Here is a 17886-nt window from a genome sequence, read left to right as displayed (position 1 = left end):
CGATGACGACATGGTTCCCGCGCGCCGGCCTGCTGCTGGCGCTGCTGCTTGCCGCCATGGGCTGCCAGCGCGGCCTGGACCCGGTGGCCTTCCAGGCGGAAGGACGCCCGCCGAAGCTGAGCGACTGGCACGTGGTCGAGGTGCGTGGCGGCCGGCTGGTGCTGAACCAGGGCGTGGTGCCGTACGACTTGAACACGCCGCTGTTCACCGACTACGCGCACAAGCTGCGCACGATCTGGATGCCCAAGGGCGTCTCGGCGAAGTACGACCCCACCGATACCTTCGACTTCCCGCTCGGCACCGTCATCAGCAAGACCTTCTATTACCCGCGCGCGGCGGATGGCAGCTTCAGCGACGTGGCGCGCACCTACGACAGCTCGCGCGACTTCGCGGGCGAAGGGCTGGACATGGCCCGCGTGCACCTGGTCGAGACGCGCATCCTGGTGCGCCGCGCGTCCGGCTGGGCCGCCATTCCCTATGTATGGAAGGACGACCAGAGCGACGCGCTGCTGGCCCGCACCGGCGCGGTGTTGCCGCTCACCCTGGTGGCCGGCGATGGCGCCCGCGAGGATTTCAACTACGTGGTGCCTGACGAAAGCCAGTGCGCCAGCTGCCACGCGCAGGACTGGGTCTCGCGCAAGGTGCACCCGATCGGCCCCAAGGCGCGCCACCTCAACCGCGACTACCGCTACGCGGGCGGCGAGGAAAACCAGCTGACGCACCTGGCGAAGGTGGGCTACCTGAGCGGCGCGCCTTCGCCGGCACAGGCGCCGCGCAACGCGAACTGGATGGACGAGCACGCCTCGCTGGACGCGCGGGCGCGCGCCTATCTCGACATCAACTGCGGGCACTGCCACAACGCCAGGGGCGCGGCCAACACCACCGCGCTGACGCTGGACATCAGCGCCGCCGAGGACCGCCACCTGGGTCTCTGCAAGCCGCCGGTCGCCGCCGGTCGCGGCACCGGCGACCACCTGTTCGACCTCGTGCCGGGAGAGCCGGAAGCCTCCATCCTGCCCTACCGGATGGCCTCGGCCGAACCCGGCGTGATGATGCCCGAGCTTGGCCGCAGCACGGTGCACCGCGAGGGCGTGGCGCTGATCAAGGCCTGGATCGCCGCGCAGTCGGGGGGCTGCACGTCGATCCATTGAACACGCAGCAAGCCGCGGCCTGCGGGACGCGGCCATTCCATTCCGAGGGGAGAAACCGCCGATGACGATCCATCCGCTGTCCGTCTGCCTGCATCGCCTGCTCGTGGGAAGCGCGCTATGCCTGCTGGCGAGCCTGCCCAACGTGGCCGTCGCCGCCGATCCGGCGCCGCAGGACACCGGCACCAGGAAGGATGCCGCCACGCCGGCCGATCCGGAGAAGGCCAAGCTGCTGGGCAACATCACGGTGACCGCGCAGAGCCGCAGCCAGGAAGTGCAGTCGGTGCCGATCCCGCTGCAGATCGTCACCGCCAAGGAGATCGACACACTGGAGGCGACCGACCTCAGCAAGATGGACATCTTCGTGCCCGGCCTGGTGATCGACGCCACCCAGCCCACCCAGCCGACCTACGAGCTGCGCGGCATCGCCACCAGCAATTTCGGCATCGGCACCGAGTCGGCGGTGGGCGTGTACGTCAACGGCGTGTACGCGGCGCGCTCGGGCGGCTCGCTGCTGGCCTTCAACGACATCGCGCGGATCGAGGTGCTGAAGGGGCCGCAAGGCACCCTGTTCGGCCGCAACGCGGCGGCCGGCGCCATCTCCATCGTCACCAACGAGCCCAGCGACCACTTCGAGGGCAAGGCGCGCGTGCGCGTGGGCAACGAGGGGCAACGCTACGCCGACGCGCTGCTCAACATCCCGATCAACAAGGACATGGCGCTGCGCGTGAGCGTGCTGGACGACCGCAGCGACGGCTGGATCAAGGATGCCGCCACCGGCAAGCGCTACGGCAAGGACGACCAATGGGGCTCGCGCGTGGTGTATCGCTGGAACCTCACCGACAACACCCGCGTGCTGCTGTCGTGGGACCACGAGAAGCTCGACCAGCCGCCCGCGCCCGCGATCGGCCTGGTACCGCTCACCAACGACACCAACCAACGCGCGCCGTATCCGCCCGATCCGTCCACCTACCTCAACCCGCTGCACGCGCCGCTCTACAACGACGCCATCGGCGGCGCCGAGACGCGTCGCTTCGACGGCGCCACGCTGACCGTGGACCACGCCTTTCCCTGGGGCGAACTGGTGTCCACCACGGCCTGGCGTGGCTTCGACACTTTCAACCGCGGCGACTACGACGGCACCAACCACCAGGTCACCTACCTGGACACCACCAACATCGAGCACAACAACAGCTGGTACCAGGAGTTCAAGCTCTCCGGCAACACCGACCTGATGGACTGGGTGGCCGGCGTGAGCTACTACCAGGAGCAGGCGCGCCAGACCAGCCAGACCAACATCAACACCGATAGCCTCGATACGCTGGCGCAGAACGTGCTCGGCGCGGGCACGCCGCTGACCGACATCAGCAACGCGCTGGCCTCCTTCGGCCTGCCATTCACCCTGCTCGGCGATCCCTGGCACGAGGCGATCAGCAACGACGGCAACTTCAAGGCCTATGCCGGCTTCGGCGACGTGATCTGGCATGTCAGCGACCGCTTCGATGTCACCACCGGCCTGCGCTACACGCGCGACGAGAAGGAATTCAGCTGGTACAACATGCCGCGCAGCGCACCCGCCTTCGACGCCACCATCGCCGGCCTCACCGGGCTGGGCGTCCTGCAGATGCTGCCGCCCGAGGCGCAGGCGGCGCTGGCCGCGTTCGGCAACAACGTGATCTTCACCAGCGCGGTGGGCATGCCTGCGCATGCCAGCAATACCTGGAACAACTGGAGCCCCCGCGTGGTGGCCAGCTACAAGTTCACGCCGGACGTGATGGGCTACGCCTCCATCACCAAGGGCTACAAGGCGGGCGGCTACAACAGCGTGCAGGTCGGCTCCACCTTCGCGCCGGAAAAGGTCATCAACTACGAGGCCGGCATCAAGAGCCTGTTCCCCGAGCAGAACCTGCTGCTGAACGCCTCGGTGTACTACTACCGCTACGACAACATGCAGGCGCTGGCGCTGGACCCGAACAGCACGGGTTCGGGCGTGCCCATCTACATCGTCAACAGCAGCAACCAGGAGGCCAAGGGCCTGGACCTGGAAGCGCAGTGGCAACCCATCGACGGCCTGCGGCTCGGCTTCATCGGCGCCTATATCGACGCCACCTACCGCCAGGCCACCGCACCGGACGGCGTCGACCTGTCCGGCCAGCCCACCGGCGCGCCTTACTTCTCCGGGGCGCTTTCGCTGGCCTACACTTGGCGCGGCGTGGCGCACGGCGACCTGGAGTTCGACCTGTCGCAGGCCTATCGCGGCAGGACGCGCTGCAATGCCGATTCGCCGTTGCAGGGCGAATGCGACATCAGCCCGAACTTCCGGCTCGGCACCAGCCAGCAGCGCACCGACGCACGTCTGGATTGGCACGCGCCGGGCGATCGCTGGGGCATTGCGCTGTACGGCAACAACGTGTTCAACAAGCGGTACGTGACGGGCGTGAACAACATCAGCACCAGCGTGTTCGGCACCCCGTTCGCCACCATCACGCCGCCCCGGCTGTGGGGCGTGGAATTGCGCGCGAAGTTCTAGAGGGTAGTCGACCATGCAGGAACCCAGCCCCTCGCTCCACCCGATCCTGCTGCGCCTGCGCGAGGCGCAGGCGCGCGACCCGCTGCCCGCGTGGAACGTGCGCGCGCAGCGGCTGCGCACGCTGGAGCGGCTGCTGCTCGAACAGCGCGAGGCGTTTGCCCAGGCCATCGATGCCGACTTCGGCCGGCGCCCGGCGGAGGAGACCGCGCTGCTGGAGCTGTATCCCAGCCTGTCCAACCTGCGCCACACGCTCCGGCACGGCCGGCGCTGGATGAAGCCCCGGCGCGGGCTGGCCAACCTGGTGTTCCTGCCCGCGCGCACCGCGCTGCTGCCGCAGCCGCGCGGCGTGGTGGGCATCATCGTGCCGTGGAACTATCCGCTGTACCTGGCGGTGGGGCCGCTGATCGATGCGCTCGCCGCCGGCAACCGCGCGATGCTGAAGATGAGCGAGTACACGCCGCGCTTCTCGGCGCTGTTCGCCGAGCAGGTGGCGCGCTACTTCCCGCCGGACGAGGTGGTGGTGGTCACCGGCGATGCCGAGGTGGCCCAGGCCTTCTCCGCGCTGCCGTTCGACCACCTGCTGTTCACCGGCTCCACCGCGGTGGGCCACCACGTGATGCGCGCGGCGGCCGCCAACCTCACGCCGGTGACGCTGGAACTGGGCGGCAAGTCGCCCGCCATCGTCGGTCCCGGCGCGCGCCTGGCGCACGCGGCCGAGCGCATCGTGTTCGGCAAGCTGGTCAACGCGGGACAGACCTGCATCGCACCGGACTACGTGCTGGTGCCGCGCGAGCGCCTGGACGCCTTCGTCGCCGCGGCGCGCGCCACCGTGGCGCGGCTGTATCCCGACCTGGCCGCACAAGGGCAATACGCCTCCATCGTCTCCGACCGCCAGTACCAGCGCCTGGCCCGGCTGCGCGACGACGCCGTGGCGGCCGGCGCGCGCATCGAGCCGCTGGGCGATGCGCGGGACCAGCCCGAGCGGCGCCTGCTCAGCCCCGTGATGCTGACCGGCGTGGACGACCGCATGGCGGTGATGCAGGAAGAGATCTTCGGCCCGCTGCTGCCGGTGCAGCCGTATGACTCGCTGGACGAGGCCATCGCGTACGTCAACGCCCATCCGCAGCCGCTGGCGCTGTACCTGTTCGAACAGGACCGCGCGCGGGTCGAGCGCGTGCTGTCGCGCACGCATGCCGGCGGCGTCACCGTCAACGACACGCTCTACCATATCGCCCAGCACGGCCTGCCGTTCGGCGGCGTGGGGCCGTCAGGCCTGGGCGGCTACCACGGCGAAGAAGGTTTCCGCACCTTCTCGCATCTCAAGCCGGTGTTCCACCAATCCCGCCTCAATGGCGCCGGCCTGCTCAACCCGCCCTACGGCGAGCGCTTCCGGCGCATGCTGAAGCTGCTGATGCGGCTGGGCTGAAGCGCTTTTTGTGGGAGCGCACCCTGTGCGCGACCGCGACGCCACGCGCTTGCCACGATGGCCGGCGGTCGCGATAGAGAGGTTCGGCATCACCGCTACGTAGGCCTGTCGCGCACAAGGTGCGCTCCCACAGGTAAGGGCGGAGGGCAGCGAGGTTCCACTCGGCAAAAAGAAAGGCCGCCCATGGGGCGGCCTCCCGATGCATCGCGAACGGCGCGCTCAGAACTTGTACTGGGCCGACAGGCTCAGCAGGTTGCCGTAGTCGTCGTACTCGCCGGTAATCATGTCGGCAGTGGAGCTGGCCGCATTGACGCGCGCGCTGTTGACGAAGATGTGCGCATACGAGGCGTTGAGCTCGAAGCGCTCGTTGACCTTGTAGCCAAGGCCGACGGAGACGAACTGGCGGGTGCCGTCGGGCACGCGCGGGTCGCGGGTCGCCGTCTGGGTCGGCGTGGTGTCCAGCGCCACGCCGGCGCGCAGGGTCAGCTTGTCGTTGACGTAGTAGTCGCCGCCGATGGCGATGTACCAGCTGTTCTTCCAGTTGAACGCTTCGCTGGTGGTGGGCTGCGCCGGGTTGGCGTAGTACACGTTCAGGCTCTTGAACACGTCCCACTTGGTCCAGGACACATCCATGCCCAGGCCGAATTTCTCTTCCTGGTGCCAGTAGCTGGCGGTGGCCTCGGCCGGGGTGGTGAACGGCGCGGCGCCGTCGGTGTGGGTGAACGGCACGCCGCCGGCGCCAGCCAGCAACGCGGCCACGGTCGGGTTGGCCAGCAGCGCCTGCACGTTGGCCGGCACGGTGAAGTTGGCGGTGCCTTCCAGCGTGTGCGAGATCTTGGAGCGGTAGTTCAGCGCGAAGCGGTCGTTCGGGCTGATCTTCCACAGCATGCCGACCTGGTAGCCGTACGCCCAGTCGTCGCCCTTGATGCGCGCATAGCCGTCCGTACCCGGCGGCACCACGGCACCGACCTGGCTGATCAGCCCCGGCGCGGCGGCCGGCGGGATCGCTCCCGCGCCCACGCCCTGGCTGATCAGGCCCAGGCCCACGGCGTTGTAGTTGACTGCCGAGGTCAGCTCGGCCGAGGTTTTCTGCGCGATGCCGCTGACGCCCAGCGAGAAGGTGTCGGACACGTCGTAGGACAGCGACAGCGTGCCGTCCAGCGATTCGAACTTGGACTTGATGGCGTTGTAGCGGCCCACCCAGTTGGAGTCGTACTCGGTCTGGAAGCCGAACGGCACGGTGAAGGCCGCGCCGACATGCCACTTGTCGCCCAGCTGGGTGGCAAAGAAGAAGGCCGGCACCGGCATGGTGGTGCCCGCGTTGCCGCCGTTGCCGCCGCTGATCGGGCGACCCAGCGCATCATGGGCCGAACCGCTGAAGTTGGCGCCGAAGTTGATGGCGGTGACGTCCGCCTGGAAATAGGTACCGTGCAGCTCGCTCATGGCGGCCGGGTTGTTGGCCACCACCGACACATCGCCGCCCGCCGTGGTGGAACCAGCGTAGGCACGGCCCATGGCGGCGGCACTGTCCTCGTGCAACTGGAAGGCGCTGGCATGCGCGCGCTGCGGCACCGCAAGCGTCCCCAGGATGGCCAGGCTCAGCGCAGCGAGCGTGAGCGGACGGCCCGCACGCGAAAATTGACGGAATGACATCTGCATCAGCAAGCTCCTGCTTATCGTTTGGTCTGGCTCGGGTCGTAGCGGGGGCTTGACGGCGGAATCGATTTTCATACGCGCGTTTGATACCCCAGGCCGGCACTGTGCCGATTCGCCACAGGGCTTGCAAGTGCGGTTGCAGCAAAACGTTTTGCGCCGATGGGCACCGTTCTCCGCCGATCGCAGGTGAATGACTGCAGATCGTCCTCACGTCGGCATGGAATGGGCTGGCCCGGGGCTGCTAACCTTGTTACCCGCGCTGCACCAGTGCGCCCATCCTTCCGATTCACGCCGACGGGTGTCGCCATGCACTGCTACGTCTATGCCAGCCAACGCAAGAGCGACACCTACCTGTGGCTGGGCCGCCGCGACGACTTCGCCTGCATCCCCGAGTCACTGGCCCTGATGCTGGGCGAACTGCGCTTCGCGCTGGAAGTGGAACTCACCGGCCAGCGCAAGCTGCCGCTGGAGGACGCGCAGCAAGTGCTCAAGCACCTGCAGCAGCAGGGCTGGCACCTGCAGATGCCACCGCCGCATTCGCTGGCCACCGCCAATCATCCCGCCTACATGAGCACGCCGCAGGACCGCGGCGGCAAGCACTGAAGTCGCGGCATTCGCCGCCGTTAACACCGGATTACCGTCTGGGGTCGTAACGATTCCTATACTCCGAGCCCATGGCCTATTCAAAAACGCGTCGCCCGCCCCCGAAACTGCAAGCCCTCGCCTGGTTTGTGCCCGGACTGATCGCCACCGCGATCGCCGCGCTCGGGGCGCATCCGCTGGCCCTGATTCCCCTGCTGATCGCCAATGCGCTGACCATGGCGGCCGTGTGCCACGCCATCGGATTCGATCCCGAGCCGCGCTTCGGCCGCACCGTGCTGCGCCGCGGCGCTGCCTACCTGGTGATGTTCACCGCCTACGTGGTGCTGGTGTTCCTGCTGGTGGCCTGGCCGATGCTGATGCTCAACCAGTCGCCCAGCCTGGGCGGCGCGCTGATGCTGGCTGGCGCGCTGGTGGTGGCGCTGGGCGTGCTATGGCGGGTATGGCCAGCATTCGGCCTGGTCTATGTCTGGGACGATGCCTACCCGGTGCAGAGCGACGGCTCGTGGATCTTCACCGCCACCGCGCGCAGCCTCACCTTCGGCCGCCACCTCTCGCGCGAGGAGCGCTTCTTCACCCACTACCTGCCGGCCGCGTTCGCGCTGCTGGCGCTGGCCTTCGTCGGCATCGCGCTGACCGGGCTGTACGGCGTGCTGCCCTCGGAACTGCGCACCGCCGCGCTGGCGCTCTACGGCGTGGTGCTGATGCCGGTGGGCTGCCTGGTGATCGCCAACCGCACGCTGCGCGCCCTGCTGTGCGAGAACCGCCGTCCAGCACGCCGTGACGCGCCCGAACCGAAGGCCGCCCCGGCCCCCAGGCCGGCCCCGCAGCTGAGCGAGCAGGAACGCACCGCCGGCACGCCGGAGCAGGCCCGGGCTCTGCTGGCCGCCACGCGCGATGGCGACATCGAGCGCGCCATCGCCCTGGTCGAGGCCGGCGCCGACCCGAACACCGCGCCACCTTCCGACGATCGCGACCAGCGCCCGGTACTGATGCTGGCGGCCCTGCTGCCGGACACCCGCCTGCTGCGCGCCCTGATTGCCAAGGGTGCCGACGTCAACCGCGCCAGCGGCGGGCTCACCCCGCTGCTGGCCGCCACGCGCGACAGCTGGCATGGCCGCGCCGAGGCGGTGATGACCCTGCTGGCCAATGGCGCCAATGCGCTGGCCGCCGACGCCGAAGGCAACACTCCGCTGCATGGCGCGGTGCTGAGCGGCGAACCGATCGTGGCGGCGATGCTGCTGGACGCCGGCGCCCCCATCAACGCGCTCGACAAGAAAGGACTGAGCCCGCTGGCGGTGGCCTGCCGCGCGGCCAACTGGCCAGTGGCGAAGTTCCTGCTCGAGCGCGGCGCCAAGCCCACCCCCGCCGATGGCGAGCCCGCCCTGGTGGCGGCTGCCGGCGTGGCCGACGACGACGTGGAAGGCATCAAGCTGCTGCTCAAGCACCGTGCCGCGGTGAACGCGGTGGACGCGCGCCATCGCAGCGCCCTGATGGCCGCCGCCGCCGAGGGCCACGAGCAGATCGCCCGCGCGCTGCGCGCCGCCGGCGCCGACGTGAACCTGGCCGATCGCCACGGCAGCACCGCCCTGATGGAGGCGGCGCGCGCCGGTGCGGTAGGCATCGTCAAGCTGCTGGCCGAGGCCCAGGCGGACGCCCGCGCCCGCGACAGCCATGGCCGCGACGCGCTCACCCTGGCGTGCCAGTCGCCGCGCGCCCATGCCGAGACTGTCCGCGCCCTGCTCGCCCTGGGCGCCGAGCCCAAGGCCGTGGGCAGCGATGGCCGCAGCGCGCTCGACCACGCCGCCGCCGCCGGCCGCTGGGACCTGGTGGCCCTGCTCGATCCGGAAACCCCGCTGCCGGCCAGCCTGAGCCTGGATGCCCTGCCCGAGGGCGCCGACACCCCGGCCCACCTGCTCGACGCGCTGCGCTTCGGGCACTGGGCCGTCGTGTCCACCTTCAGCGCCCGCGTGCGCGAGTGGCCGCAGGCCCAGCTGGCCCAGCTCTATCTGGACCTGGCCACGCCCGGCCAAAGCGCCGCGCGGCGCTGGCTGCTCGACCACGCGCTGGACCCGGAGGCCCGCCTGCAGCCGCAGCTGGTGGACGATGCCGACGTCGACGAACCGCGCGAGCCGCAGTTGCCGCCGCTAGGCCGCCGCCTGTTCGACGCGCTGCTGCAGCGCCTGCCCGCCGCCAGCGAAGCGGTGGAGGACCTGCTGCAGGCCGGCGCCAGCCCGGCGGGCGCCGGCCTGCTGGCGCAGGCGCTGCTGCGCCTGGAGGACAGCGTGCAGGGCGCGGCGCTGCCGCTGGCGATGCTGGAGCGCGGCGCCGATCCGTTCGGCCCGGACGCGCGCGAGCGCACGCCCGTGCATCTCGCCGCCACCTTCGGGCATCAGGCGCTGCTGGAAACCCTGCTGGCGCGCGGCTGCGATCCCAACACGCGCGACAGCCACGGCCGCACGCCGCTGTTCGCCGCGCTGGAGCACGGCGAGGGCGCGCTGCCGCTGGTGCGCGCGCTGGTGGCGCACGGCGCCGACCCCGAGGCGATCGACGCCAACGGCGAGACGCCGCTGGGGCTTTCGCTGGAACATAAAGCGATCGAGCGCTGGCTGAACTGGGGCGAGTGGACTCGCCCGGCCCGTCCGCTGCGCCCCGGCGACCTGCCGACAGCCGCCGCCGCCGGCGCGCTCGGCGCGGTGGATCGCTTGCTCGAACTGGGCTTCGCCGTGGATACCCGCGACCACCAGGGCGCCACCGCCTTGCTGCACGCCTGTGGCGCGGGCCACCGCGAGGTGGCGGCCCTGCTGCTGGACAAGGGCGCCGATGCCAGCCAGGCGGCCACCAACGGCATGACCCCGCTGGCCGCCGCCGTGGGCGCGCGCCGCGAGGCCCTGGTCGCGCTGCTGCTGCAGCACGGCGTGGCGGTGGACCAGCGCCTGCCGGGCGAGGCCACCGCGCTGATGATCGCCGCGGCGATGGGCTATCCCGAGCTCGCCGAACTGCTGCTCGACGGCGGCGCCGACGTCAACGCCGCCGATGCGCGCGGCCATGCCGCATTGCACGCCGCCGCGCAGTTCGGCTTCGACCACAACGACAGCCTGCGCGCGCGCCGGCTGTTCGACACGCTGCTCAAGCACGGCGCGGACGTGGGCCTGGCGGACAAGGAAGGCAAGACGCCGCTGCTGCTGCTGCTGGGCGCGCACCTGCGCCCGGGCAGTCCTTGCGATCCCACCCACATCGGCGCGCTGGTGCCGGTGCTGCTGGATGCCGGCGCCAAGCTGGAGCACGCCGACCAGCGCGGCGTCACCGCCCTGCACGCCTGCGCCATGCACGCCCTGCTGGCACCGGCGCGCGTGCTGCTGGCGCGCGGCGCCGACCGCCAGGCCGCCGACGCCTTCGGCCGCACGGCCGCAGACGTGGCGCGAGCCATCGGCTATGTCGATATCGCCCATGAGCTGGCCGCCCGCAACGCCTCGGGCATTCCCAGCGTGCGGCAGATGCTGAGGCAGCCGGCCCAGCCGGCCGACTGAGGCGCCGCCCGGCCGGCTAGCGCGGGGCGGATTCCGGGCGTGGCGGCAACTGGCGCCACGCCTGCACCACCTGCTCCAGCGCGATCCCGTCCACGCTTGGCAGGCCGCCGAGCACGCTCACCGCGCTGCCGCTGGCACTGCGCGGCCGCCATACCGCCGGCCAGCGATTGCCGAACAGCACCACCAGCGGACACCCCACCGCCGCCAGGATGGAAGGCCGCCGACGTCTCATCGGCAAAGCGCAGCAGCCAGTCGACCCCATGCTCGTCGGGCTGCAACGGCGTGTCGTCGCATGACATGGCTAGCCGCGGTTCAGCGTGTGACGTCCTGGTCGCCCGGAGTGACGCCGGTGGGCCGCTTGCGCTCGGACTTGGGCTCGGGCTCGGCGTCGGCCTGGAACAGCTGGTCCAGGTCCGCCAGCGCCTCGCGCGTGGTCTGCTTGATGCGGGCATCGTCGTCGTACACCAGGTACTGGCGCTTGAGCAACTCGGCGTCGTGGCGGCGGAAGCGCTCCACGCGGTCGGCCGCCAGCTCCGCCGACATGCCCAGCGCCTCCAGCGTCTGCCGGGTCATCTTGAGGCTGGAATACAGCGTCTCGCGCACCGGCATCTCCACGCCCAGGTCCATCAGGCGCCAGACATGCTGGCGGTTGCGCGCGCGGGCGATGATCTTCAGGTCCGGGTACATCCGCCGCACCAGCCGCGCGGTGCGCAGGCTGGCCTCGGGATCATCCACCGCCAGCACGAACACGTCGGCCTGGTCGGCCTGCGCGGCGCGCAGCAGCTCCGGCCGCGCCGGATCGCCGTAGAAGATGTTGTTCTGCGTGCCGAAGCGCTGCACCAGGTCGATCTGCTCCACCGAATGGTCCAGCGCCACGAACGAGATGCCGTGGGCGCGCAGCACGCGCGCCACGATCTGCCCCATGCGGCCGTAGCCGGCGATGATCACGCGCGGCGAATCGGCCACGATGGTGTCGAACTCGCGCGCCTTCTTCGGCTTGGCGCCGAGCACGCGGCCGCAGAGCGCCACCAGCAGCGGGGTGAGCGCCATCGACAGGGTGATCGCCAGCACCTGCAGGCCGTGCTGCTCGCCGGTGATGAGGTTCTGCTCGCGCGCCAGCTTGAGCACCACGAAGGCGAATTCGCCGCCGCAGGCCAGCAGCACCGCCAGGCGCAGCGCGTCGCGCGGGTCGAGCCGGCCCACCACGCGCCCCAGTGGCCACAGCAGCGCGCCCTTGACCAGCAGCAGGCCGGCCACCAGCAGGACGACGGTGAGCGGCTGGCGCAGCAGCAGGGTCACGTCCATCGACATGCCCACGCTGATGAAGAACAGGCCGAGCAGCAGGCCCTTGAACGGCTCCAGGTGCGATTCCAGCTCGTGGCGGTATTCCGAATCGGCCAGCAGCACGCCGGCGAGGAAGGCGCCCAGCGTGGCCGACATGCCCACCTGTTCCATCAGCCAGGCGGTACCCATCACCACCAGCAGCGCGGTGGCGGTGGATACCTCCACCGTGTCCGCCTTGGCCACGAAGCGAAACACCGGGCGCAGCAGGTAGCGGCCGCCGACCATCACCGCGATGATCGCGCCCACCGTGCGCAGCACTGCCGTGAGATCGAAGCCGTGCTTGCCCGAGGCGCTGGCCAGCAGCGGCACGGCGGCGATCAGCGGGATCGCCGCCAGGTCCTGGAACAGCAGGATGGCGAAGGCCTGGCGGCCATAGGGCGTGCCGGCCTCCTTGCGCTCGGCGAGGATCTGCAGGCCGAACGCGGTGGAGGACAGCGCCAGGCTGCCGCCGACGATCACGGCGGCCTTGTCGGTGAGGCCCAGCAACCAGTAGCAGGCCGCGCCGATCACCAGGCTGGTGGCCAGCACCTGCAGCAGGCCGGTGCCGAACACCTGCCGCCGCATCACCCACAGGCGCTGCGGCGACAGCTCCAGGCCGATCACGAACAGCATCAGCACCACGCCGAACTCGGAGATGGTGGCCACGCCCGAGGTGTCGCTGACCAGGCCAAGTTCTTGCGGCCCGATGATGATGCCGGCGAGCAGGTAGCCCAGCACCGAACCCAGCTTGAAGCGCTTGGTCAGCGGTACCGCGATGACCGTCGCCACCAGGAAGACCAGCGCCGTTTCCAGGAAATGGTGGCTATCCACTCGCGCGCTCCAGTCAGGGGTTGGCCATTATTTCATGCGACGCCCTGCCACGCCCGCCTCTTTCGGACATGACGGGTGACCCATGTCACGCCGCCAGCGGCAACCCCTGCCATTGCTGGGTGAGGATAGCGGCCAACCGCGCCACCGCCGGCGTGGGCTCGGCCTCGGCGCGATGCAGGCACAGCCCCAGCGAACCCAGCGCCGGCAGGCCTTCCTCACGGGGCGCCAGCGCGCGCACGCTGGCCGGCAGCCCGAACGGCGTGCGCAGCGACATGCCCAGGCCGGCCGCCACCGCTGCCCAGATGCCGGCGAGGCTGGCGCTGGTGAAGACCACGCGCCACGGCAGGCCGGCGCGATCGAGGGCCTCGGTGGCGGCGCTGCGCATCAGGCAGGGCGATTCCAGCATCACCAGCGGCAGCGGTTCGCTCTCGCCGGGGCGCCAAGGCAACGGCTGCCCCGCCCCGGCGATCCAGCGCATCGGCAGCTCGCCCAAGCGCTCGGCATGGGGCGTGGCGTTGCCGGCATCCCAGGCCAGCGCGAGGTCGAGCCGGCCGGACGAGACGCGCTCCAGCAATTCCACGTTGCGCGCGATGCGCACTTCCACGCGCACCCGCGGATGGGCGCGGGCAAAGCGGCCCAGCACCTCCGACAGCAGGCTTTCGCCGAAATCCTCCTGCAGGCCCAGCCGCACCCAGCCTTCCAGTTCCGCACCACGCAGTGCGGCGGCGGCCTCGTCGTTGAGCTCCAACAGGCGGCGTGCGTAGGCCAGCATGGTCTCGCCCGCCTCGGTCAGCGCCATGCCGCGGCCGGACTTGCGCAGCACCGGCGTACCGGCCTGCTCCTCCAGCTTCTTCAGCTGCGCGCTCACCGCCGAGGTGGAGCGGCCCAGCCGGTCGGCCGCCTTGGCGAAGCTGCCCAGCTCGACGCCGGTGACGAAGCTGCGCAGCACATCCAGGTCGAAGTTCACGCGACGCATGGGATCATCCTATTTTTCAGGATCATCCATCCTGAATTTTCCAATTTCCAGAATGATACTTTCCGCCTTAGGCTGGACCACGTCAACTCCCACCACGAAGGCCGCGCCGCTCATGATCGCCATGCAATACAGCTTCACGCTGCCCGCGGACTACGACATGGCGATCGTCCGCCGCCGCATCGCCGAGAAGGGCCGGTTGCTGGACCACTTCGAGGGCCTGCGTCTGAAGGCCTACCTGCATGCCGAGCGCGGCCAGCATTCCGCCGAGAACCTGTATGCACCGTTCTACGTGTGGCGCGACAGCGAGGCGATGCAGCGCTTCCTGGGCGGCTCCGGCTTCGCCGCGCTCACCCAGGCCTTCGGCTGGCCATCGATCCGCTGCTGGCAGGTCTGGGACGCCTACCTGCCGCCGCAGGCGCGGCAGGCACGCTTCGCCTCGCGCGAGGTCCAGCCGATCGCGCCGTACACCGCATTGGACGCACTGCGACGTGAAGCGCACGACGCCATGCAGCGCGACCTCGAGCGCGGCGCGCTGGCCGCCGTCACCGCGTTCGAGCCCACCTCCTGGACGCGGGCGAGCCTGCGCCTGTTCGACGAAACGCCGCCCGCCGCCATGACCGACCACCGCCAGTGGTACGAGGTCGGCCACGTATCCCAACCCTGACCGCCACGGAGACTCCCATGCCCCTGGTCCGCATCTCGCTACGCCGCGGCAAGCCCGCCCCGCATATCGCCGCCATCCGCGACAGCATCTATCGCGCGATGACCGAGGTGTTCAACGTGCCGCCGAACGACCGCTTCATCCTGGTGCACCAGCACGATGCGGACGAGTTCGACTACGATCCCAACTACCTGGACATCGCGCGCACCGACGACCTGGTCATCGTCCAGATCGCCTGTAACAACACGCGCACGGTGGAGCAGAAGAAGGCGTTCTACCGCCGCGCCGCCGAGCTGCTCGCCGCCGAGCCCGGACTGCGTCCGCAGGACGTCTTCATCAACCTGCTGGAGACGGCCAAGGAGAACTGGTCGTTCGGCAACGGCATCGCGCAGTACGCATAGCGCTCCGCCCCCTCTCCCTGCTGGGGAGAGGGCTTGAATGCCCCGCTACTCGCCGCGCAACCAGCGCGCGGCGTCGATGGCGAAGTAGGTGAGGATGGCGTCGGCGCCGGCGCGCTTGAACGCAGTGAGCGATTCGAGCACCACCGCCTTCTCGTCCAGCCAGCCGTTCTGCGCGGCGGCCTTGAGCATCGCGTACTCGCCGCTCACCTGGTAGACGAAGGTGGGCATGCCGAAGGCGTCCTTCACGCGGCGCAGCACGTCCAGGTACGGCATGCCGGGCTTGACCATCACCGCGTCGGCGCCTTCGTGGATGTCCAGCTCGATCTCGCGCAACGCCTCGTCGCTGTTGCCCACGTCCATCTGGTAGGTGTGCTTGTTGCCCTTGCCCAGGTTGCCGGCCGAGCCCACCGCGTCGCGGAACGGGCCGTAGAAGGCCGAGGCGTACTTGGCCGAGTAGGCCAGGATGCGCGTATGGATATGGCCGGCATCCTCCAGCGCCTCGCGGATGGCGCCGATGCGGCCGTCCATCATGTCCGACGGCGCCACGAAATCCATGCCGGCCTCGGCCTGCGCCAGCGACATCTTGATCAGCGCCTCGATGGTCGGCTCGTTCATCACGTAGCCGTGCTCGTCGATCAGGCCGTCCTGGCCATGCGTGGTGTAGGGGTCCAGCGCCACGTCGCCGATCAGCCCCAGCTCCGGGTACGCCGCCTTCAGCGCGCGGGTGGCGCGCTGCATCAGGCCCTGCGGGTTCCAGGCCTCGCGCGCGTCCTCGGTCTTCACCGCCGCGCCCGGCGAGGGGAACAGCGCCAGCGCGGGAATGCCCAGCCGCACGCATTCGCCGGCGAGCTTGAGCAATTCGTCGATGGACAGGCGCGCCACGCCCGGCATGGACGGCACCGGCTCGCGCTGCCCTTCGCCCTCGATCACGAAGGCGACCATGATGAGGTCGGTGGGCAACAGGGTGTGCTCGCGCATCAGCGCGCGGGAAAAGGCATCGCGGCGCATGCGGCGCATGCGGACGGCGGGGAAGCTCATGGGTGGCTACTCGGGGGAGACATCCGGTCATTTTACCCCTACGCGCCCAGGCCGCCCGCGATGGCAGGTTGACGCGTCCGGTGAGACGGGCAAACCGCACCATGCGTGAACGGGGCGACCGGCGAATACCCCACGGCCACATTCGCCGGTGCAGTCTCTCTATTTCACGTCCATCGAGGAGCACGGTCCCATGAGTACGTCCACCGCCCGCCGTCACCACTGGCCGTTGGCCGCCGAAGCCCGCTACCTGGGCCCGCATGAAGGCACCGAGCCGATCGACGTCACCGTGGTGCTGCGCCGCCGTGGCAATCACCTTTCGCCCGCCGCGTGGCCGCATGCGCCTGCCCTGCGGCGCGAGGACTTCGGCGCGCGCTGGGGCGCCGATCCTGCCGATGCGGAACGGCTGCGCGGCTACGCTCGCCAGCACGGGCTCAGCGAGACCGGCTGCGAACTGCATCGCCGCGCGCTGCACCTGCGCGGCACGCCGCAGGCGTTGCAGCAGGCCTTCGGCGTGCAATTGGGCCGCTACCAGTTCGCGGACGGCGGCCCGGTGATGCTGGGCTGCCACCAGCCGCCCTCGCTGCCGCCCGAGATTTCCCCCGCCGTGATCGCCGTGCTGGGACTGGACAAGCGGCCGGTGGCGCGGCCGCACTTCCGCCGCCCAGCCGCCAAGCCCAGCACGACCTACACGCCCGTGCAGCTGGGCCAGCTGTACGGCTTCCCCGATGGCACCGACGGCAGCGGGCAGACCGTGGCGGTGATCGAACTGGGCGGCGGCTTCACCCAGAGCGATTTCACCCAGTACCTCCAGTCGCTGGGCATCGACAAGGTGCCCAGTGTCAGCGTGGTGTCGGTGGCGGGCGGCAGCAGCCAACCCGGCGGCGACGCCGACGGCGAGGTAATGCTGGACGTGGAAGTGGTCGGCGCGCTCGCGCCCGGCGCCGCCATCGCGGTGTATTTCGCCCCCAATACCGACCAGGGCTTCTACGAGGCGATCTCGCAGGCCGCGCACGATACGACCCGCCAGCCGTCGGTGATCTCGATCAGCTGGGGTGGCCCGGAGGATAGCTGGAGCGCCTCGTCGCTGGCGGCGATGCAGAGCGCCCTGCAGGACGCCGTGGCGCTGGGCGTCACCGTCACCGTGGCCAGCGGCGACAGCGGCTATACCGATGGCGAGAGCGACAACCAGCCCCACGTGGACTATCCCGCCTCCAGCCCCTATGCGCTGGCCTGCGGCGGCACCCGGCTCGTCGCCAGCGGCGGCAGCATCCAGGGCGAGACCGTGTGGAACGAGCTGAGCAGCGACGAAGGCGCCACCGGCGGCGGCGTCAGCGCCAGCTTCGCGCTGCCGGACTGGCAGCAATCGTCCAAGGTGCCCGCCGGCGCCAACGGCTACGCGGGGCGCGGCGTGCCCGACGTGGCCGGCAACGCCGACCCCACCACCGGCTACCAGGTACGCGTGGACGGACAGGACGAGGTGATCGGCGGCACCAGCGCGGTGGCGCCGCTATGGGCGGCGCTGATCGCCCGCTGCAACCAGCAGCTGGGACAGGGGCTGGGCGATCCGCACGCGGCGCTCTACGGCATCGGCGAGGCGGCCTTCCGCGACATCACCTCGGGCGACAACGGCAAGTTCAAGGCGGCCAAGGGCTGGGATGCCTGCACGGGCCTGGGCAGTCCCAACGGGCAGGCGCTGTTGACGGCGCTGGCGGCGATGAAACCCACGAACTGAGTCAACGACGACCTTATGGGAGCGCACCCTGTGC

The 17886-nt window shown here is 70.2% G+C and carries 13 protein-coding genes; 8 read left to right on the top strand and 5 right to left on the bottom strand.

Annotation, left to right across the window (positions count from 1 at the left end; all coding sequences use genetic code 11):
- Positions 1–2: 2 nt before the first annotated feature.
- The 3 genes from MJ605_RS17525 to MJ605_RS17515 all read left to right on the top strand — a co-directional run bounded on the left by MJ605_RS17525 (position 3) and on the right by MJ605_RS17515 (position 5104).
- Positions 3–1151 carry an SO2930 family diheme c-type cytochrome gene (locus tag MJ605_RS17525; RefSeq protein WP_243042833.1) on the top strand — a complete coding sequence of 383 codons (1149 nt, stop codon included), beginning with the start codon at positions 3–5 and terminating at the stop codon, positions 1149–1151.
- 61 nt (positions 1152–1212) lie between these two features.
- Entirely contained in the window at positions 1213–3678 is a 2466-nt protein-coding gene (locus tag MJ605_RS17520; RefSeq protein WP_243042832.1) for a TonB-dependent receptor, read from the top strand.
- A gap of 13 nt (positions 3679–3691) precedes the next feature.
- Positions 3692–5104 carry a coniferyl aldehyde dehydrogenase gene (locus MJ605_RS17515; protein WP_243042831.1) on the top strand — a complete coding sequence of 471 codons (1413 nt, stop codon included), beginning with the start codon at positions 3692–3694 and terminating at the stop codon, positions 5102–5104.
- Between the two features lie 219 nt (positions 5105–5323).
- Here the strand turns inward: MJ605_RS17515 and MJ605_RS17510 are convergent, their stop codons facing one another.
- Positions 5324–6763: an OmpP1/FadL family transporter gene (locus MJ605_RS17510; protein ID WP_243042830.1), complete on the bottom strand. Its 1440-nt coding sequence runs from the start codon at positions 6761–6763 to the stop codon at positions 5324–5326.
- Between the two features lie 303 nt (positions 6764–7066).
- On the opposite strand from MJ605_RS17510, the gene MJ605_RS17505 reads away from it, so the two are divergent.
- A complete protein-coding gene (locus MJ605_RS17505; RefSeq protein ID WP_243042829.1) occupies positions 7067–7363 on the top strand; it encodes a YcgL domain-containing protein in 297 nt (98 codons plus the stop codon).
- A 71-nt stretch (positions 7364–7434) separates the two neighbouring features.
- On the top strand, positions 7435–10890 hold the full coding sequence (locus MJ605_RS17500) for an ankyrin repeat domain-containing protein (RefSeq protein ID WP_243042828.1): 3456 nt from the start codon (positions 7435–7437) through the stop codon (positions 10888–10890).
- A 16-nt stretch (positions 10891–10906) separates the two neighbouring features.
- Here the strand turns inward: MJ605_RS17500 and MJ605_RS17495 are convergent, their stop codons facing one another.
- The 3 genes from MJ605_RS17495 to MJ605_RS17485 all read right to left on the bottom strand — a co-directional run bounded on the left by MJ605_RS17495 (position 10907) and on the right by MJ605_RS17485 (position 14020).
- Positions 10907–11122 (bottom strand): hypothetical protein, encoded by a 216-nt coding sequence (locus MJ605_RS17495; RefSeq protein WP_243042827.1) that lies wholly within the window; start codon positions 11120–11122, stop codon positions 10907–10909.
- An 80-nt stretch (positions 11123–11202) separates the two neighbouring features.
- Positions 11203–13044 carry a monovalent cation:proton antiporter-2 (CPA2) family protein gene (locus tag MJ605_RS17490; RefSeq protein WP_243042826.1) on the bottom strand — a complete coding sequence of 614 codons (1842 nt, stop codon included), beginning with the start codon at positions 13042–13044 and terminating at the stop codon, positions 11203–11205.
- Between the two features lie 85 nt (positions 13045–13129).
- Positions 13130–14020, bottom strand: coding sequence for a LysR substrate-binding domain-containing protein (locus MJ605_RS17485; protein ID WP_243042825.1), 891 nt, complete (start codon positions 14018–14020; stop codon positions 13130–13132).
- Positions 14021–14132: 112 nt separating this feature from the next.
- On the opposite strand from MJ605_RS17485, the gene MJ605_RS17480 reads away from it, so the two are divergent.
- Positions 14133–14684, top strand: coding sequence for a DUF4865 family protein (locus MJ605_RS17480; RefSeq protein ID WP_243042824.1), 552 nt, complete (start codon positions 14133–14135; stop codon positions 14682–14684).
- A 17-nt stretch (positions 14685–14701) separates the two neighbouring features.
- A complete protein-coding gene (locus tag MJ605_RS17475; RefSeq protein WP_243042823.1) occupies positions 14702–15082 on the top strand; it encodes a tautomerase family protein in 381 nt (126 codons plus the stop codon).
- Positions 15083–15127: 45 nt separating this feature from the next.
- Here MJ605_RS17475 and hemB read toward each other — a convergent pair whose 3' ends face one another.
- Positions 15128–16120 (bottom strand): porphobilinogen synthase, encoded by a 993-nt coding sequence (hemB, locus tag MJ605_RS17470; protein ID WP_243042822.1) that lies wholly within the window; start codon positions 16118–16120, stop codon positions 15128–15130.
- A gap of 190 nt (positions 16121–16310) precedes the next feature.
- Between hemB and MJ605_RS17465 the strand changes: the two genes are divergently transcribed.
- Complete coding sequence (locus MJ605_RS17465; protein ID WP_243042821.1) at positions 16311–17852, top strand: S53 family peptidase; 1542 nt, start codon at positions 16311–16313, stop codon at positions 17850–17852.
- The last annotated feature ends 34 nt before the right edge of the window (positions 17853–17886 follow it).

Origin of the sequence: Dyella sedimenti (genome assembly GCF_022760995.1) — a bacterium.
In the GTDB taxonomy this organism is placed as follows: Bacteria; Pseudomonadota; Gammaproteobacteria; order Xanthomonadales; family Rhodanobacteraceae; genus Dyella; species Dyella sedimenti.
Note: the sequence above shows the minus strand (reverse complement) of the source record. Positions and strands in the feature narration are given on the sequence as shown.